We start from the raw sequence: 15,082 nt of genomic DNA on the forward strand, positions 1-15,082 counted from the left end.
GCGTGTACGGACGGGCCGGGGGAAGCGCCGGGCCCGCGGGCGTGCGCCCACATCCCCTGCGCGGGCGTCAGGCCCCGCTGCCGGCCTTCGACGCGGCGGCGAGGCGCTGGAGCGCCTTAAGCACGACGGCCCGGTCCGCGGTCGGCCAGAACGGCGGCAGCGCCGAACGCAGGAAGCCTCCGTACCGCGCCGTGGCCAGCCGCGAGTCCAGCACCGCCACCACGCCCTGGTCTTCGGCCGCCCGGATCAGCCGGCCCGCCCCCTGGGCCAGACGCACCGCGGCGTGCGTGGCGGACACGCTCATGAAGCCGTTGCCTCCCGCGCGGGCCACGGCCCGGCTGCGGGCCGTCATCAGCGGGTCGTCCGGGCGCGGGAACGGAATCCGGTCCAGGACCACCAAGCGGCAGGACGGGCCCGGGACGTCGACGCCCTGCCACAGTCCCATGGTGCCGAACAGGCAGGTCCGCTCGTCCTCGGCAAACTGCTTCACGAGCGAGGCCATTGAGGACTCGCCCTGGCACAGGATCGGTACGTCCAGCCGTTTCCGCATCGCCTCGGCGGCCTCTTCGGCCGCCCGCCGTGAGGAGAACAGGCCCAGCGCAGCGCCGTCCGAAGCGGCGATCAGCTCGGCCAGCTCATCGAGCTGGGCCTCGGAGGTCCCCCGCTCCGGCTTGGGCAGGTCCTTGGCGATGTACAGCATCCCCTGCCGCGGATAGTCAAAGGGGCTGCCGACGTCGGCGCCCTCCCAGGCGGGCGCTCCCGGGCCCTGCAGGCCGAGCGCTCCGGCCACCGGACCGAACTCCGCACCGATGGCCAGCGTGGCGCTGGTCAGCACCACGGTGTGCCCGTCGAACAGGTTTTCCCGCAGCTTTCCGGCCACGGACAGCGGGGCGATGTTCAGCGTCGCCGGCGCGTCGTCGTCGGGCGGCTGGTAGCCGCCGGACGGCGAGAAGGTGCTGCTGCGCGAGGCCCAGACAACCTCTCCGGATTCGGGCGCGGACTCCAGCCGTTCGCACAGCTCAAGGATCGCCATCAGCCGGGAGCGGGCCATCTGCCGGCCCCCGTCGGCGTTGTCCTGCCCGTCCGGCTTCGAATCGGACAGCGCGACACGGCACGCCTCACGGACACGCCCGACGGCAAGCAGCTGGTCTTCGTTCAGCCCCGAAGGCAGCAGCCCGGAGGCGATGCCTTCGATGGCGCCGTCGAAGGCGCGGCCGGCGTCGGCGAGTTCCTGCACGCTGGCGTTGGTGTGCTTGCGCGCCGCGGTCACGGCGGAGCTGATGGTGCCGCCGGAGAGCTGGCCGGTGACCGCTCCGGTCACCCGGTCGGCGAGCTCATGCGCCTCGTCGATGACCACCACGTCGTAATCCGGCAGCACCGCCAGGCCCTCGAAGGCCGCGATGGCCAGCAGGGCGTGGTTGGTGATGACCAGGTCGGCTTCCGCCGCCTTGGCGCGGGCCCGTTCGCTGAAGCACTCGGCGGCCATCGGGCATTTCTGGGCGCCCAGGCACTCCATGGAGGTGACGGACACCTGCCGCCACGCCCGGTCGCTGACGCCGGGCACCAGCTCGTCGCGGTCCCCGGTCTCGGTCTCCTCGACCCATTCGTGCAGGCGCTGCACGTCGCGGCCCAGGGCACTCACCGGGCCGGTGCCGGGGGCGGGGTGCCCGACGGCGTTCTCCTCCCCCAGCACGAACAGCGCGCCCGGGTCGTCTTCGTCGGGAAAGCCGCCGCCGGTCTTGTGCAGGCAGACGTAGTTGCTGCGGCCCTTCAGCAGCGCGACGTCGACCGGGCGGGGCAGCTCCGGCTCGAGGGCCTCCAGCAGGCGCGGCAGGTCACGGCCGACGATCTGCGCCTGCAGCGCGAGCGTGGCCGTGGAGACCAGCGCCGGTTTCTCGCTTTCCACGGCGTGGGCCACCAGCGGCACCAGGTACGCCAGCGACTTGCCGGTGCCGGTGCCGGCCTGGACCAGCAGGTGGCGGCGGGACTCAATTGCATCCGCCACCTGCCGTGCCATCTGGTGCTGGCCTTCGCGGTTCTGCCCGCCCATCGCCCGGACGGCGGCGTCGAGCAGCGCGAGGACCTTCTCGGGGCGCTGCTTAGCCACGGGTGGTGAAGGGCTCCAGTTCAGGAGCCAGTCCTTCCCGAACCATGACGCGGAGCCGGGTGCCCTCTTCGACGTGGTCCATGGACAGGATCTCGGTGTCCTGGCTGTGCAGCCGGGACACCACGTCGCCGCGGTCGTAGGGAACCAGCAGCTCCAGCTCCACGGCGGGCCGCGGGATGGAGGCCGAGATGGTTTCGAGCAGCTCGTCGATGCCTTCACCGGTCCGGGCCGAAACCACCACGTGCCGGCGCTCACGCTGCCGCAGCCGCTCGAGCACGAACGGATCGGCGGCGTCGGCCTTGTTGAGCACGATGATCTCCGGCACCTTGCGGGCGTCGACCTCGGCGAGGACCTCGCGGACCGCCGCGATCTGGCCTTCCGGATCCGGATGCGAGGCATCCACCACGTGCAGGATCAGGTCGGCGTCGGCGACCTCCTCCAGCGTCGAGCGGAAAGCCTCGACCAGCTGCGTGGGCAGCGACCGCACGAAACCGACGGTGTCGGCCAGGGTGTAGCCCAGGCCGTCGGGGGTCTCGGCGCGGCGGATGGTCGGGTCCAGGGTGGCGAACAGGGCGTTCTCCACCAGCACCCCGGCGTTGGTGAGCCGGTTCAGCAGCGAGGACTTGCCCGCGTTGGTGTAGCCGGCGATCGCCACCGAGGGCACCGCGTTGCGCTGCCGGTTGGCCCGCTTGGTTTCCCGAGCGGGCTTCATGGCGGCGATTTCGCGGCGCAGCTTGGCCATCCGGTTGCGGATCTTCCGCCGGTCCAGCTCGATCTTGGTTTCACCGGGACCGCGGGAGCCCATGCCGGCGCCTGCGGAGCCGACCTGGCCGCCGGCCTGCCGGGACATCGATTCGCCCCAGCCGCGCAGGCGCGGCAGCAGGTACTCCAGCTGCGCCAGCTCGACCTGCGCCTTGCCCTCGCGGGACTTGGCGTGCTGGGCGAAGATGTCCAGGATCAGCGCGGTGCGGTCAATGACCTTGACCTTGACGATGTCCTCCAGGCCGCGGCGCTGCGACGGAGACAGTTCACTGTCCACGATCACGGTGTCGGCGCGGGTGGCCATCACGATGTCCTTGAGTTCCTGCGCCTTGCCCGAGCCCAGGAACGTGCCGGGGTCCGGCTTCAGCCGGCGCTGGATGATGCCGTCGAGCACCTCGGAGCCTGCGGTCTCGGCCAGGGCCGCCAGCTCGCGGAGCGAGTTCTCGGCGTCGGCGGATGTCCCTTCGGTCCACAGCCCGGCCAGGACCACGCGCTCCAGGCGCAGCTGCCGGTATTCGACCTCGGTGACGTCTTCGAGTTCGGTGGAGAGGCCGGCGACGCGGCGCAGGGCGCGCCGTTCCTGCAGGTCCTGCTGCTCACCGTCGTAGTCGGAATGCTCCTGGCCTGGTTCGTCCAGTGCCTGGGCCCGACCGTGCTTCGCTGTAGCGCCGTTCGGCCCGGCCGCAGCCTTGGCCTCCACAGCGCTGTCCTTCGCGAGGATCCTGTCGATTACCCCCTGGATTTCCTCCGGAGACAGCTCCGGGGACGAGGCGACAGGACGGGAATTATTGGTCATGGTCTCCTTTAGGATTCGTTACACACCATCCTAGGCCAGAGCCTGCCGATGTGCCTGTTGTGGTCAACGTCGCGCAGCGCCATTTTCTTCCCGTCCCCGGCCCGTGGCAAGGGCGCACTAGGCTTGGGGATTATGGGTTCAGAGCACTACTTCAGTTCGCAGCCGTCCGGTCCGGAAAAGCGCCGGCGGATCAGCGTGGTCCTCGACGGCGCGGAGCGCTCCGTCCAGACGGCCGGCGGCATCTTCTCCCCCGACGGCGTGGACAAGGGCACCGCCGTCCTGCTCGCCGAGGCACCCGCCCCGGCAGCCGACGGCGTGCTGCTGGACATCGGCTGCGGCTGGGGGCCGATCGCGCTCACCCTCGCCCTGAAGTCTCCTGCGGCGCAGGTGTACGCCGTGGACGTCAACGAACGCAGCCTGGGCCTCACCCGTGACAACGCCACGGCTCTCGGCCTGGACAACGTGCGCACCTGCCTGCCCGAGGACGTTCCCGGAGATCTGCGCTTCGACACCATCTGGTCCAACCCGCCCATCCGCGTCGGCAAGGAGGCGCTGCACGGCCTGCTGCGGCAGTGGCTTCCCCGGCTTGCGCCCGGGGGCAGCGCCTGGCTGGTGGTGCAGAAGAACCTGGGCTCGGACAGCCTGCAGAAGTGGCTGGCCGCCGAGCTGGGCGCCGGCTACGCGGTGTCCCGCTACGCGACCGACAAGGGCTTCCGCGTGCTGCAGGTGGAGCGCGCCGCGGCCTGACAGGGGGCGGGTCAGAGCACCGTTCCGCGGGCCACCAGCACGGCGGGGCCGCTGAGCTCAACGTGCTCACGGCCGTCGGGGCCGGGCAGGAAGCGCACTCCCACAGTCCCGCCGGGCACGTCCACCGACCAGGCGTCGGGCGCTCCGGCGCCGGCCCAGAACCGGGTGGCGACGGCTGCCGCGCAGGCTCCGGTGCCGCAGGACAGGGTCTCCCCCACGCCGCGCTCGTGCACTCGCATTGTCACCTGGCCGATGCCCTCAACCACAAGCGGCTCGGCCGGCACCACGAACTCCACGTTGGTGCCGTCCTCCGGCTCCGGCGAGACAGAGGGGGCGCGGGTGAGGTCGGTGGCGGCCAGCTCGGTCAGCTCGGCAAGCGCGACGACGGTGTGCGGGTTGCCCATGCTCACGGACAGTCCCGGCCGGGGCACCTCGAGGCCGCCGGCGTCGACCACGGTGTCCATGGCCTTGGCCGCGGCGTGGTCGGGATAGATGAACTCCCACGGCCCCATGTCCACGGCGTACCCGCCGGCGACGCGGGTCACCAGCTTGACGCCGGCGCGGGTGCCGATCGGCAGCACGGCGCCTTCGGGCAGCTCCACCAGGCCTTCCTCCAGCAGGAAGTGCACGAACACGCGCACCCCGTTGCCGCACATCTCCGAGATGCTGCCGTCGGAGTTGCGGTAGTCCATGAACCACTCGGCCTGCGGCTCGGTCTGCAGCAGCGCCTGCCCCTCGGGCAGGTGGCGGGAGGGCACGGCACGGATGAAGCCGTCGGCGCCCAGCCCGAGCCGGCGGTCGCACAGCGCCGCGGTTTCGGCTGCGGTGAAGTCCCGGGCTCCGTCGGGGTCGGCGACGAGCAGAAAGTCGTTGCCGGTGCCGTGGCCCTTGGCAAACACGGTGCCGGCCAGCGAGGCGGGCAGGCCGGAGGCGGACAGCGGCTGGGTGGAAAGGGTGCTCACCGTTCCAGAATAGCGGTGACCGCGCGCTCCGCCTGCGCCGCCAGCGCGGGATCGTCATGGGCGAACCACCGGATCCGCTCGTCGGCGCGGAACCAGGTGAGCTGCCGACGGGCGAACTGCCGGGTCGCGACGACCGTCTGTTCGGCGGCCGCGGCCACGGTTGCCTCGCCGTCGAGCACCTGCAGGAACTGGGCGTAGCCCAGGGCGCGCGACGCCGTCCTGCCGCTGCGCAGCCCGCGTCCGTCCAGGGCGCGCACCTCCTCCAGCAGGCCGGCGTCGACCATGCGCTGTACCCGGTCCGCGAGCCGGGCGTGCAGCACCGGCCGGTCCACGCTCAGCCCGATCTGCAGGGCGGGTTGGAAGTACTCGCGGCGTGGCATGTAGGAGCTGAACGGACGCCCCGTCAGTCGGTGCACCTCCAGCGCGCGGACAACCCGCCGGGCGTCGCCCAGCCGCTCCGCCGACACCGGGTCGACGGCGGCCAGCCGGGCGCGCAGGGCCTCGAGCCCGACGGCGGCGAGCTCGTCCTCGAGCTCTCCGCGTACCCGGGGGTCAGTGCCGGGAAACTCCAGCACGTCCAGGGCGGCACGCACGTAGAGTCCCGACCCGCCGACCAGGATGGGCAGCCGGCCTCGGGAGCGGATCTCCTCGACCGCGCGGCGGGCCTGGGCCTGGAACGCGGAGACGCTGGCCTCCTCGGTGACCTCCATGATGTCCAGCAGATGGTGGGGCACCCCGCGGCGTTCGGCTTCGGAAATCTTGGCGGTGCCGATGTCCATTCCGCGGTAGAACTGCAGGGCGTCGGCGTTGATCACCTCGCCGTCCAGGCGCAGCGCCAGTTCGACGCCGAGGTCGGATTTGCCGGATCCGGTGGGGCCGACGACGGCGACCACCGGCAGCCGGTGCGCGGCGGCGTCGGGCCCGGCGGCGGCGCCTGCCGGCGCGGGCACGGGCACGGGTTCGTCCACGCCTAGCGGCGCACGGGCAGCGTGGGCATGCCCAGCGAGACGCCCCTGCCGCTGCCGGCACCGGGGGCGGGCACGCCGCAGGATTCAGCCTGCGCCCGGTCCCAGGCGTCGCCGGCACGGGAGCGGCGGAGCTTGTAGTCGGCGGCGGTGGCCGGATCGGAGATCAGGTGGAACCCGGCGGACGCCGTGATCGGCACGGTGACCAGGTCCCCCGGGCGCGGGGCTTCGGCGCCCTCGGGCACGCTGAAGTGGACCAGCCGCTGGTCCGGGGCCCGGCCGGAGAGCCGGCCGGTCTCCCCGGCCTTGCGGCCGGAGGCTGCGGTGGCCATGACCTCCACGGTGCGGCCGACCTGCTTGGCGTTTTCCTCGGCGCTGATCCGGTCCTGCAGGGCGACCAGGCGTTCGAAGCGTTCCTGCACCACGGCCTTGGGCAGCTGGTCCGCCAGCTCCGCGGCGGGCGTGCCGGGCCGCTTGGAGTACTGGAAGGTGAAGGCGGTGGCGAAGCGGGACTGCTCGACGACGTCGAGCGTGGCCTGGAAGTCCTCCTCGGTTTCGCCCGGGAAGCCGACGATGATGTCGGTGGAGATGGCCGCGTGCGGCATCCGCGCACGGACCTTGTCCAGGATGCCGAGGAACTTCTTCGAGCGGTAGGACCGGCGCATGTCCTTGAGCACCTTGTCGGAGCCGGACTGCAGGGGCATGTGCAGCTGCGGCATCACGTTGTGCGTCTCGGCCATCGCCTCGATGACGTCGTCGGTGAAGGCGGCCGGATGCGGGCTGGTGAAGCGCACGCGTTCCAGGCCTTCGATGTCGCCGCAGGCGCGCAGCAGCTTGGCGAACGCACCGCGGTCGCCGAATTCGACGCCGTAGGAGTTCACGTTCTGGCCCAGCAGGGTGACCTCGATGGCGCCGTCGTCCACCAGCGCCTGGATTTCGGCGAGAATCTCGCCCGGGCGGCGGTCGCGCTCCTTGCCGCGCAGCGAGGGCACGATGCAGAAGGTGCAGGTGTTGTTGCAGCCCACGGAGATGGAGACCCAGCCCGAGTGCACGGAGTCCCGCTTGGTGGGCAGGGTGGAGGGGAAGACCTCCAGGGATTCGAGGATCTCCAGCTCGGCTTTGGAGTTGTGCCGGGCCCGGTCCAGCAGGGCCGGCAGCGAGCCGATGTTGTGGGTGCCGAAGACGGCGTCCACCCACGGCGCCTTGCGCAGGATGGTGTCACGGTCCTTCTGCGCCAGGCAGCCGCCGACGGCGATCTGCATGCCCGGGCGGGACTCCTTCACCGGAGCCAGCAGCCCCAGGTTGCCGTAGAGCTTGTTGTCCGCGTTCTCCCGCACCGCGCAGGTGTTGAACACGACCAGGTCCGCCTGATCGCCGTCAGCCGGCACATAGCCGGCGTCTTCCAGCAGACCGGAGATGCGCTCGGAGTCGTGCACGTTCATCTGGCAGCCGAAGGTACGCACCTGGTAGGTGCGCGGATGCTCGGCGGTCTGTTCCTGCGGGGCGGAGGCAACTGTCAAACTCACCCTCCTAGGGTACGTCCCCGGCAGCGGTGCCGCGGACATCGGACGGGCCCTTTCGCTGCCTGCCCGCCCGGCCGGAGGAACGGCCGCGGCGGCTAGTACCAGTTGTTGGCGTAGTGGAAGTTCAGGGCAGAGCAGGGGCTGCCGTAGCGGGACTGGATGTAGGTCAGTCCCCAGCGGATCTGTGTCTGCGGGTTGGTGAGCCAGTCAGGGCCCGTGGCGGCCATCTTTTCGGCGGGCAGCGACTGGGCGATGCCGTAGGCGCCGCTGCCGGCATTCGTGGCCGAGGTGAGCCACTCGGATTCCTTCGTCCAGAGCGTATCCAGGCAGGTCATCTGGGACGCGTCCCAGCCGTATCCGGCCAGGGCGCCGGCTGCGTAGGCCTTGGCGGCCGCCGGGTCGTCCACCGGGACGGAGGCTGCGGCGGCCTCCGCGGCGGCGGCCTGCTCTGCCGCCGCTGCGGCGGCCTCCTCCGCGGCAGCGGTTTCGGCGGCCGACGCCTCGGCCCGGGCAGCGGCCTGTTCCTGTTCGGCGGAGGCATCGGCTTCTGCCGCTTCGGCAGCTTCGGCAGCTTCGGCAGCTTCGGCATCCGAGGGCCCGCCGCCGGTGTCCGTTGCCGCAGCCTCATCCGACGGGGCGGCGGTCGGCTCGGAGCCGGTTTCGGCGCCGGTCCCGGTGCCGGCCGGATCCGGTCCGGCGGTTTCTGAGGCGGGCAGCGGCGCAACGGCCGCGGAGAGCGACAGCGCCACGGATGAGCGCAGGTCCTCCCCGGCCATGGCGCTGCCGACCCCGGCCACGGCCACCACCGCTCCCAGGCCCAGGGCGGCCCCTGCCTGTACCCGGCGGGCACGACGGCGGCGTCGGCGCTCGGCAGCGGCCTCGCGCCGGGAGTGCGGACGCATGGACCCGGGGGCAGATGCGGTGGCGGCGGAGGATGCGGAGACGGCGGCCGGATCCGGTTCCTGTCCGGGAACGGACGCCGGGTTTCGGTGAGCGGAGGGACGGTCCGGACGGGCCGGCGCGGACAGTGGGGACGGGTGCGGTGAGGTCACAAGCGCGAGACGCTACCGGCCGTTTCTGGGAGAAGTCTCAAAACGGTAACGGCACGGAAACCGGCCCGGCGGCCCGGAACAGCCGGTTCAGTACCAGTTGTGGCGCTCGGAGTGCTCCCACGCGCCGCACGGGCTTCCGTAGCGCCACTTGATGTAGTCCAGCCCCCAGTTCACCTGCGTGCGGTAGTTGGTCCGCCAGTCGTCTCCGAAGACCGACATCTTGGAACCGGGTAGGGACTGGGGAATGCCGTAGGCCCCTGACGAGGGGTTATGCGCGCTCGTTCGCCAGTTGGACTCCCGGTTCCACAGGTCGACGAGGCAGCGGAACTGGCCCTGGTCCCATCCGAAGCCGCCCATCCTGGACGATGCGTAGGCCTGGGCGCCCGCGGGGTCGTCCACCACCGGCGCGGGGGCCGGGGCCGGAGGCGCGGCCGGCGGCGGGGTCGGCTGCGGAGCGGGCACCGGAGCCGGTTCCGCTGGCGCGGGCGGCGCGGGGGGCGTGGGGGGCGTGGGAAGAATCACGGTCGGAGGCTGCTCGGGCGCCGGTTTGGGCGGTGCGATGGCTTCGGGTGTGTCCTGCTGTCCCCGGCCGGTGTCCTGCGCCTGTTCGCGTGCCGCCTGCGCCGCCTGCTCCTGCTGCTCCCGGAACGTTTCCTCGGCCCGCTGCCGGCGGAGCCGTTCCGCTTCCTCGGCGGCGGTGGTCTCGCGCAGCGCGGCCAGCTGGTCAAGCATGACGGCAGCCTGCTCACGCCCCTCGACGACGGCCGCATCCGCCGCCGCCGCAGCCGCCTGCGTCTCGGTCAGGGCTGCCCGGGCTTCGCCGGAGAGCCGCTCGTGCTCGCGGCGTGCCTGCTCCTGCTGATCCCGCAGGCTCTCCGCAATGTCGGCAACGGAGCGGGCTTCGGCATAGACCCGGCCGGCGCGGTCGGTGACCCGGTACAGGGCGCCGATCGCCTGGAGGCTGTCTCCGCCGGGTTCGGTATCGAGGAGCAGCCCGAGGGTGCTGTCCGCTCCGCCGTTCTTGTACGTGTGCGCGGCGAGGGCCCCAACCTGCCGGGACAGTTCGAGGGAGCGGGCGTCGGCGGCCGCCTGCTGCTGCTCCAGCTCCGCGATCCGTTCCTCGGCAGCGGCGAGGTCGGATTGGATGAGGGCGTACTCGGAGGAGGCGGCGACCGCTGCGTTTCCGAGGGCGCCGGCTTCTTCCTCGAGCTCGAGGAGAGAGGCTTCAAGCCGGCCTGCGTGCTCGGCAACGGCGGCGTCGTCGCCGATCGCCTGTTCAATCTGGTCCCAGGTAAGCGCGTCCCGGGCGGCGGCGGGGGCAGCCGCGAGCAGGGCGGCGGCAAGGATGCCCGCAGCGGCCGCTGCCTGGACGGGCAGCAGTCCGTTTGTCATTCGCCCCATGGGCCTCATCTTTAACATCGCGAGCGTTAGCTTACTTCAGCCCTGCGGCCCGCGGGCAGGGCGACGATAACAGCGGCATACCAATTGCCGGGGCGGTCAGAAACCGGCCTCGTCGGCTCCTTCGAGTTCGTCTCCGATCGCTTCCCCGACGGCCCGATAGGCCAGTCCCGGCGGATAGCCACGTCTGGCCAGCATGGAGACCAGCCGGCGGGTCTGCCTGTCCTTCTGGTCGCGGTCGGTGAGGTCGATCCGGGCGGGAAGCCGACGCCGGGCCAGCTCGACGGCGGCCTGGTACTCGTCATCGTCGTCAATTTCGGCCAGGGCCTCGTCGGCCAGGTCTCCCGTGATGCCCTTTTCGCTCAGTTCCCTGCGCAGCGCTCCCCGCGCGAGGCTGCGGGTCCGGGAGCGGCTGCGCACCCACATCCGGGCAAACTCGGCATCGTCGATGAGGCGGACCTCTTCGAAGCGGTCCAGCACGGCTGCAGCGACATCAGCGGGAATCTGCTTTTCCGCCAGCTTGTCCGCCAGCTGTCGGCGGCTGCGGGCCGCCCCGGTGAGCTGCCGCAGGACAATGGACCGGGCCCGCTCGTAGGGGTCCTCCGAGGGCCCTGCGGCTCCGCTGCCCGGGGACGTGCCGCGGTCCTCGGCGCCTGCCCCCTTCCGCCGGCTCCGCTCCGTCCGGGATCCACCCGTACCCTTGGATCCGCCCCTGCCCTTGGAGCCGCGCCGGCCCCTGGCCCCGGGCCACCCGTCGCCCTCCCCGTCCGGCAGGAGCTCTCCGCTGCGCTCATCGGTATCCGGTTCCGCGGCGTGCGGCGCGTCCGGGGTCTCAGAGCTGCCCCTGGCGGGTCGGTTTCGTGTTCGGGCAGCTGACGGCGAAGCCGCCCCCGGGTCGGGAGCGGCTTCGTCGGCCAGCAGGGAATTCCAGTCAGCCACGGGCGTCTGCCGTCAGTCCCCGACGGCCTTCAGCTTCGGCTCGGCGTCGGATTCCGGCGTCGGGTCGATGCCGACCTTCTCGCGGAGGCGGCGCTCGATTTCGTCGGCGAGCTCCGGGTTGTCGTGCAGGAAGCGGCGGGCGTTTTCCTTGCCCTGGCCCAGCTGGTCGCCGTCATAGGTGAACCAGGCACCGGACTTCTTCACCAGCCCGTTCTCCACGCCCATATCGATCAGGCCGCCCTCGCGGGAAATGCCCTGGCCGTAGATGATGTCGAACTCGGCCTGCTTGAAGGGCGGGGCCATCTTGTTCTTGACGATCTTGGCGCGGGTGCGGTTGCCGACCGGGTTGCCGCCCTCCTTGAGGGTTTCGATGCGGCGCACGTCGATGCGGACCGAGGCATAGAACTTCAGCGCCTTGCCGCCGGTGGTGGTCTCCGGGCTGCCGAAGAAGACGCCGATCTTCTCGCGGAGCTGGTTGATGAAGATGGCCGTGGTCTTGGTCTGGTTCAGGCGGCCGGTGATCTTCCGGAGCGCCTGGCTCATCAGGCGGGCCTGCAGGCCGACGTGGCTGTCGCCCATTTCGCCCTCGATTTCGGCGCGGGGCACCAGCGCGGCCACCGAGTCGATGACGATGATGTCCAGCGAGCCGGAGCCGACCAGCATGTCCATGATCTCCAGGGCCTGCTCGCCGGTGTCCGGCTGGGAGACCAGGAGCGCGTCGACGTCGACGCCGAGCTTGCGGGCGTATTCGGGGTCGAGGGCGTGCTCGGCGTCGATGAACGCGGCGATGCCGCCGTTTTTCTGGGCGTTGGCTACGGCGTGCAGGGCGACGGTGGTCTTGCCGGAGGATTCCGGCCCGTAGATCTCCACGACGCGGCCGCGCGGCAGGCCTCCGATGCCAAGGGCGATGTCCAGGGCGATGGAGCTGGTGGAAATGGTTTCGATGGGAGCACGGGTATCGTCTCCCAGCCGCATGATGGAGCCCTTGCCGAACTGCTTGTCGATCTGGGCGAGGGCGGCTTCTAGCGCCTTGGCGCGGTCTGCAGGAGCAGGCATTCTTCACCTCGTTGAGTGTGGCTGTGGGGGATGGCTTAATCCTCTGCCACAACCGTAAGCGGAGGCACTGACAAAACCTGTGCCGAGCCGCCCTTGTGGATATTCGATCGCGTCCGGAGGGGTGCCGGTTACGATGTGATCGTACCGGGGTCCGAACAAATATTCGAACCCATCTGACGGCGTGTCTAGTTCGCCGGCTTGATGTCCCGGCCCAGCCGGCGTTCCTGCGGAACGTCCTGCATTTCGCAGACGGCCAGCCAGACAGCCTTGGGGTCCGCTCCGCGCTTCAGCGCTTCGGCCGCGGTGACTCCCCCGACTGCGCCGAGGACCAGGTCACCGGCGAGGACCCGGGAGTAAGCGGGCCCGAATTCGTCGTCCATGAGCCGCCAGAAATCGCTGATGCGCATGCCTCCATGCTCTCACGCTCCCCCGATGCCCAGCAGAGCCCTCCGCCACGCGGCCGTGCCGCCGCCGGCTGCTCCCCTGCCCCTCACCTCGGCACGTCCGCCTAGACTTGGAGGATGAGCATTGCAGGCAGCGGAACGCCGGGCGAGGATCCGGTGGAGTCGCTGGAACATCAGCTGAGCCTGCTGTGGCGGCGGGCGCGGTCCAACTCGCACCGGATCGCGCGCCAGGTGCATCCGGATATGGAGTCCTCCGCCTACGGCCTGCTGGTCCTGCTGCAGCGCTGCGGGGCCATGCGGCTGACGGACCTCGCCGCGGAGATCGGGGTCGGCAAGCCGTCGGTGAGCCGCCAGGTGGTCATGCTGGAGAAGCTGGGACTCGTGCGCCGCGAGGCCGACCCCGACGACGGGCGGGCCCAGGCGATCAGCCTCACCGAGGAAGGCACGCGCCGCCTCGCCGCCGTGCAGCAGGCGCGCAAGGGACACTTCCGCGAGCTGCTGGCCCACTGGCCGCAGGATGACATCACCCAGCTGGCCCAGCTGCTGGACAAGCTCAACCACTCTTACTCCGTGGCGGCGGGGCCCGCCGGGCAGCCGCCGACCGGCGCCGGCACCGAAGGCAGATAGCCCGGAACGCAGTTTGGCCCCGCCGCTTCCGACGGGGCCAAACCGGTAAGGCTGTGAACGGCGGCCGGTCAGGCCGCCGTAGTGGATTTAGGGGGTTCGGGCGAGGTCCCGCGCCATGTCCTCCGGAAACTCACGGGCGAACTCCCGCGAGAACTCGGAGGGGACGGTGTCGGGGATTGCCACGCCCTCGGCGCTGGCCACCCGGTCGCTGACCTCTCGAAGCATCAGGGACAGGGGAACATCGAGCGCGCCGCAGATAGACGAAAGGAGCTCCGAGGAGGCCTCTTTCTGGCCCCGCTCCACCTCGCTGAGGTAGCCGAGGGAAACCCGGGCGCTGTGCGAGACCTCGCGCAGGGTGCGACCCTGGCGCTGACGGACGTCGCGGAGGACGTCACCGATCTCGTGACGAAGAACTACCATCTTGCGCTCCTTTGGCTCCCGGTGTGCTTCTTCCGCCAACCCTACATCCCGCCAGCGTACAACGCCGTTCACGGATACGGGCTGCTTGACCATCTGATTCGTTCCTGCTCCCTCTGGGTTCGGTCTGCGTGTTTTCGCCGCAGAACGTTTTTCGATCCTAAACCGGAAACCTTGGGGGTTCCTGATACCTACAACCGGGCCGTGACGGGATTTGTTCCCGGTCCGGGGCCCTGCTGCGGCGGGGCCTCAGCGCTGGGTCCGCGCCACGTGCCCGCCGAGCATGGCCAGCGCCTGCGCGCAGGCCTGCGCCCGGATTTCGGCCCGGTTCCCGGTAAACCGAAAACCGCGCGAAATGCTTCCCGCACCGTCCGCAAGGCCGATGAAGACCGTGCCCACCGGCTTGCCGTCGTGCGGTTCCGGTCCTGCCGCTCCGGTTGTGGAGACGGCGATGTCTGCGTGCAGCCGGCGCCTGGCGCCGGCGGCCATCTGCCGGGCCACCTGCGCGTCGACCGATCCGGCGCGTTCCAGCAGCTCGGCCGAGACGCCGAGCATGGAGGCCTTCACCTGGCTGCTGTAGGCGACCACTCCGCCGAGCAGGACGGCCGAGGCGCCGGGCACGTCGGCGAGGGCCGCCGCCACCAGGCCGGCCGTCAGGGACTCGGCCGTGGCCACGGTCAGGGACTGCCCGCGGCAGGCGTCGATGATCTGTTCAGCCGTGCTGCTCATCGCCGCACCGCGGAGCGGCGCAGCCGGACCGCCTGCACCACATAGTCGAGGCCGGTCACCACCGTGATGACGACGGCGGCCGCCATCACCGTCGCGCCGATCCACCAGGCCCAGGCGCCCAGCCACGCGGTCAGCGGCAGCAGCAGCAGGAAGATGGCCAGCGTCTGGACCACTGTCTTGAGCTTTCCGCCGCGCGAGGCGGCCATGACGCCGTAGCGGATGACGACGAAGCGCATCACCGTGATCCCCAGTTCGCGGACCAGGATGACGATGGTGACCCACCACCACAGCTCGCCCAGGATCGAGAGCATCACCAGTGCGGAGCCGATCAGCAGCTTGTCCGCGATGGGATCGGCGATCTTGCCGAAGTCGGTGATGAGGTTGTGGCTGCGGGCCAGGTCGCCGTCGAGCTTGTCGGTGTAGATCGCCACCGCGAAGGTGGCGACCGCCAGCCAGCGGAACAGGCCGTCGCGGCCGTCGTCGGCCACCAGGAATCCAACGAACAGCGGAACCATGAGGATCCGCACGATGGTCAGGACATTGGCGATGTTCAGGGTCTTGGCCCCGCCGGCGGAAGAAGTGCTCACGTCCTTAGACT

15 protein-coding genes are annotated in these 15,082 nt (G+C 70.8%); 2 read left to right on the forward strand and 13 right to left on the reverse strand.

Features of this window, described 5'->3' with window-relative positions; genetic code table 11:
• Window positions 1–67: 67 nt before the first annotated feature.
• Both AC5RV6_RS11440 and hflX read right to left on the reverse strand, forming a co-directional pair.
• A complete protein-coding gene (locus AC5RV6_RS11440; protein WP_494008074.1) occupies window positions 68–2,050 on the reverse strand; it encodes an ATP-dependent DNA helicase in 1,983 nt (660 codons plus the stop codon).
• 49 nt (window positions 2,051–2,099) lie between these two features.
• Window positions 2,100–3,665, reverse strand: a complete 1,566-nt coding sequence (gene hflX, locus AC5RV6_RS11445; RefSeq protein WP_494007453.1) for a GTPase HflX — start codon at window positions 3,663–3,665, stop codon at window positions 2,100–2,102.
• A gap of 132 nt (window positions 3,666–3,797) precedes the next feature.
• Between hflX and AC5RV6_RS11450 the strand changes: the two genes are divergently transcribed.
• Complete coding sequence (locus AC5RV6_RS11450; protein WP_494007454.1) at window positions 3,798–4,412, forward strand: class I SAM-dependent methyltransferase; 615 nt, start codon at window positions 3,798–3,800, stop codon at window positions 4,410–4,412.
• Window positions 4,413–4,423: 11 nt separating this feature from the next.
• Here the strand turns inward: AC5RV6_RS11450 and dapF are convergent, their stop codons facing one another.
• The 8 genes from dapF to AC5RV6_RS11490 all read right to left on the reverse strand — a co-directional run bounded on the left by dapF (window position 4,424) and on the right by AC5RV6_RS11490 (window position 12,714).
• Window positions 4,424–5,374 (reverse strand): diaminopimelate epimerase, encoded by a 951-nt coding sequence (gene dapF / locus AC5RV6_RS11455; RefSeq protein WP_494007455.1) that lies wholly within the window; start codon window positions 5,372–5,374, stop codon window positions 4,424–4,426.
• On the reverse strand, window positions 5,371–6,330 hold the full coding sequence (miaA, locus tag AC5RV6_RS11460; RefSeq protein WP_494007456.1) for a tRNA (adenosine(37)-N6)-dimethylallyltransferase MiaA: 960 nt from the start codon (window positions 6,328–6,330) through the stop codon (window positions 5,371–5,373). The genes dapF and miaA overlap by 4 nt, the downstream gene beginning before the upstream one ends.
• 14 nt (window positions 6,331–6,344) lie before the next feature.
• Window positions 6,345–7,904 carry a tRNA (N6-isopentenyl adenosine(37)-C2)-methylthiotransferase MiaB gene (miaB, locus tag AC5RV6_RS11465; protein ID WP_494007457.1) on the reverse strand — a complete coding sequence of 520 codons (1,560 nt, stop codon included), beginning with the start codon at window positions 7,902–7,904 and terminating at the stop codon, window positions 6,345–6,347.
• Between the two features lie 53 nt (window positions 7,905–7,957).
• Window positions 7,958–8,764, reverse strand: coding sequence for an aggregation-promoting factor C-terminal-like domain-containing protein (locus AC5RV6_RS11470; protein ID WP_494007458.1), 807 nt, complete (start codon window positions 8,762–8,764; stop codon window positions 7,958–7,960).
• A gap of 237 nt (window positions 8,765–9,001) precedes the next feature.
• A complete protein-coding gene (locus AC5RV6_RS11475) occupies window positions 9,002–10,315 on the reverse strand; it encodes a coiled-coil domain-containing protein (protein WP_494007459.1) in 1,314 nt (437 codons plus the stop codon).
• A gap of 96 nt (window positions 10,316–10,411) precedes the next feature.
• Window positions 10,412–11,251, reverse strand: a complete 840-nt coding sequence (locus AC5RV6_RS11480) for a regulatory protein RecX (protein WP_494007460.1) — start codon at window positions 11,249–11,251, stop codon at window positions 10,412–10,414.
• Window positions 11,252–11,263: 12 nt separating this feature from the next.
• Complete coding sequence (gene recA, locus AC5RV6_RS11485; RefSeq protein ID WP_494007461.1) at window positions 11,264–12,307, reverse strand: recombinase RecA; 1,044 nt, start codon at window positions 12,305–12,307, stop codon at window positions 11,264–11,266.
• 185 nt (window positions 12,308–12,492) lie between these two features.
• A complete protein-coding gene (locus AC5RV6_RS11490) occupies window positions 12,493–12,714 on the reverse strand; it encodes a DUF3046 domain-containing protein (protein ID WP_494007462.1) in 222 nt (73 codons plus the stop codon).
• 114 nt (window positions 12,715–12,828) lie between these two features.
• On the opposite strand from AC5RV6_RS11490, the gene AC5RV6_RS11495 reads away from it, so the two are divergent.
• On the forward strand, window positions 12,829–13,338 hold the full coding sequence (locus AC5RV6_RS11495) for a MarR family winged helix-turn-helix transcriptional regulator (RefSeq protein WP_494007463.1): 510 nt from the start codon (window positions 12,829–12,831) through the stop codon (window positions 13,336–13,338).
• An 87-nt stretch (window positions 13,339–13,425) separates the two neighbouring features.
• Here AC5RV6_RS11495 and AC5RV6_RS11500 read toward each other — a convergent pair whose 3' ends face one another.
• The 3 genes from AC5RV6_RS11500 to pgsA form a co-directional block, all read right to left on the reverse strand.
• On the reverse strand, window positions 13,426–13,851 hold the full coding sequence (locus tag AC5RV6_RS11500; protein WP_494007464.1) for a helix-turn-helix domain-containing protein: 426 nt from the start codon (window positions 13,849–13,851) through the stop codon (window positions 13,426–13,428).
• A 153-nt stretch (window positions 13,852–14,004) separates the two neighbouring features.
• Window positions 14,005–14,484 (reverse strand): CinA family protein, encoded by a 480-nt coding sequence (locus AC5RV6_RS11505; protein WP_494007465.1) that lies wholly within the window; start codon window positions 14,482–14,484, stop codon window positions 14,005–14,007.
• Window positions 14,481–15,071 carry a CDP-diacylglycerol--glycerol-3-phosphate 3-phosphatidyltransferase gene (pgsA, locus tag AC5RV6_RS11510; RefSeq protein ID WP_494007466.1) on the reverse strand — a complete coding sequence of 197 codons (591 nt, stop codon included), beginning with the start codon at window positions 15,069–15,071 and terminating at the stop codon, window positions 14,481–14,483. The genes AC5RV6_RS11505 and pgsA overlap by 4 nt, the downstream gene beginning before the upstream one ends.
• Between the last annotated feature and the right edge of the window lie 11 nt (window positions 15,072–15,082).

Source organism: Arthrobacter saudimassiliensis (assembly GCF_059090665.1).

Bases quoted from the DNA above. Each gene is read 5' to 3' on its own strand.
- hflX (WP_494007453.1), bottom strand. From the start codon at position 3,665: ATGACCAATAATTCCCGTCCTGTCGCCTCGTCCCCGGAGCTGTCTCCG.
- AC5RV6_RS11495 (WP_494007463.1), top strand. From the start codon at position 12,829: ATGAGCATTGCAGGCAGCGGAACGCCGGGCGAGGATCCGGTGGAGTCG.
- recA (WP_494007461.1), bottom strand. From the start codon at position 12,307: ATGCCTGCTCCTGCAGACCGCGCCAAGGCGCTAGAAGCCGCCCTCGCC.
- AC5RV6_RS11450 (WP_494007454.1), top strand. From the start codon at position 3,798: ATGGGTTCAGAGCACTACTTCAGTTCGCAGCCGTCCGGTCCGGAAAAG.
- AC5RV6_RS11470 (WP_494007458.1), bottom strand. From the start codon at position 8,764: ATGCGTCCGCACTCCCGGCGCGAGGCCGCTGCCGAGCGCCGACGCCGC.
- AC5RV6_RS11490 (WP_494007462.1), bottom strand. From the start codon at position 12,714: ATGCGCATCAGCGATTTCTGGCGGCTCATGGACGACGAATTCGGGCCC.
- AC5RV6_RS11440 (WP_494008074.1), bottom strand. From the start codon at position 2,050: ATGGGCGGGCAGAACCGCGAAGGCCAGCACCAGATGGCACGGCAGGTG.
- miaB (WP_494007457.1), bottom strand. From the start codon at position 7,904: ATGTCCGCGGCACCGCTGCCGGGGACGTACCCTAGGAGGGTGAGTTTG.
- AC5RV6_RS11475 (WP_494007459.1), bottom strand. From the start codon at position 10,315: ATGGGGCGAATGACAAACGGACTGCTGCCCGTCCAGGCAGCGGCCGCT.
- AC5RV6_RS11500 (WP_494007464.1), bottom strand. From the start codon at position 13,851: ATGGTCAAGCAGCCCGTATCCGTGAACGGCGTTGTACGCTGGCGGGAT.
- AC5RV6_RS11505 (WP_494007465.1), bottom strand. From the start codon at position 14,484: ATGAGCAGCACGGCTGAACAGATCATCGACGCCTGCCGCGGGCAGTCC.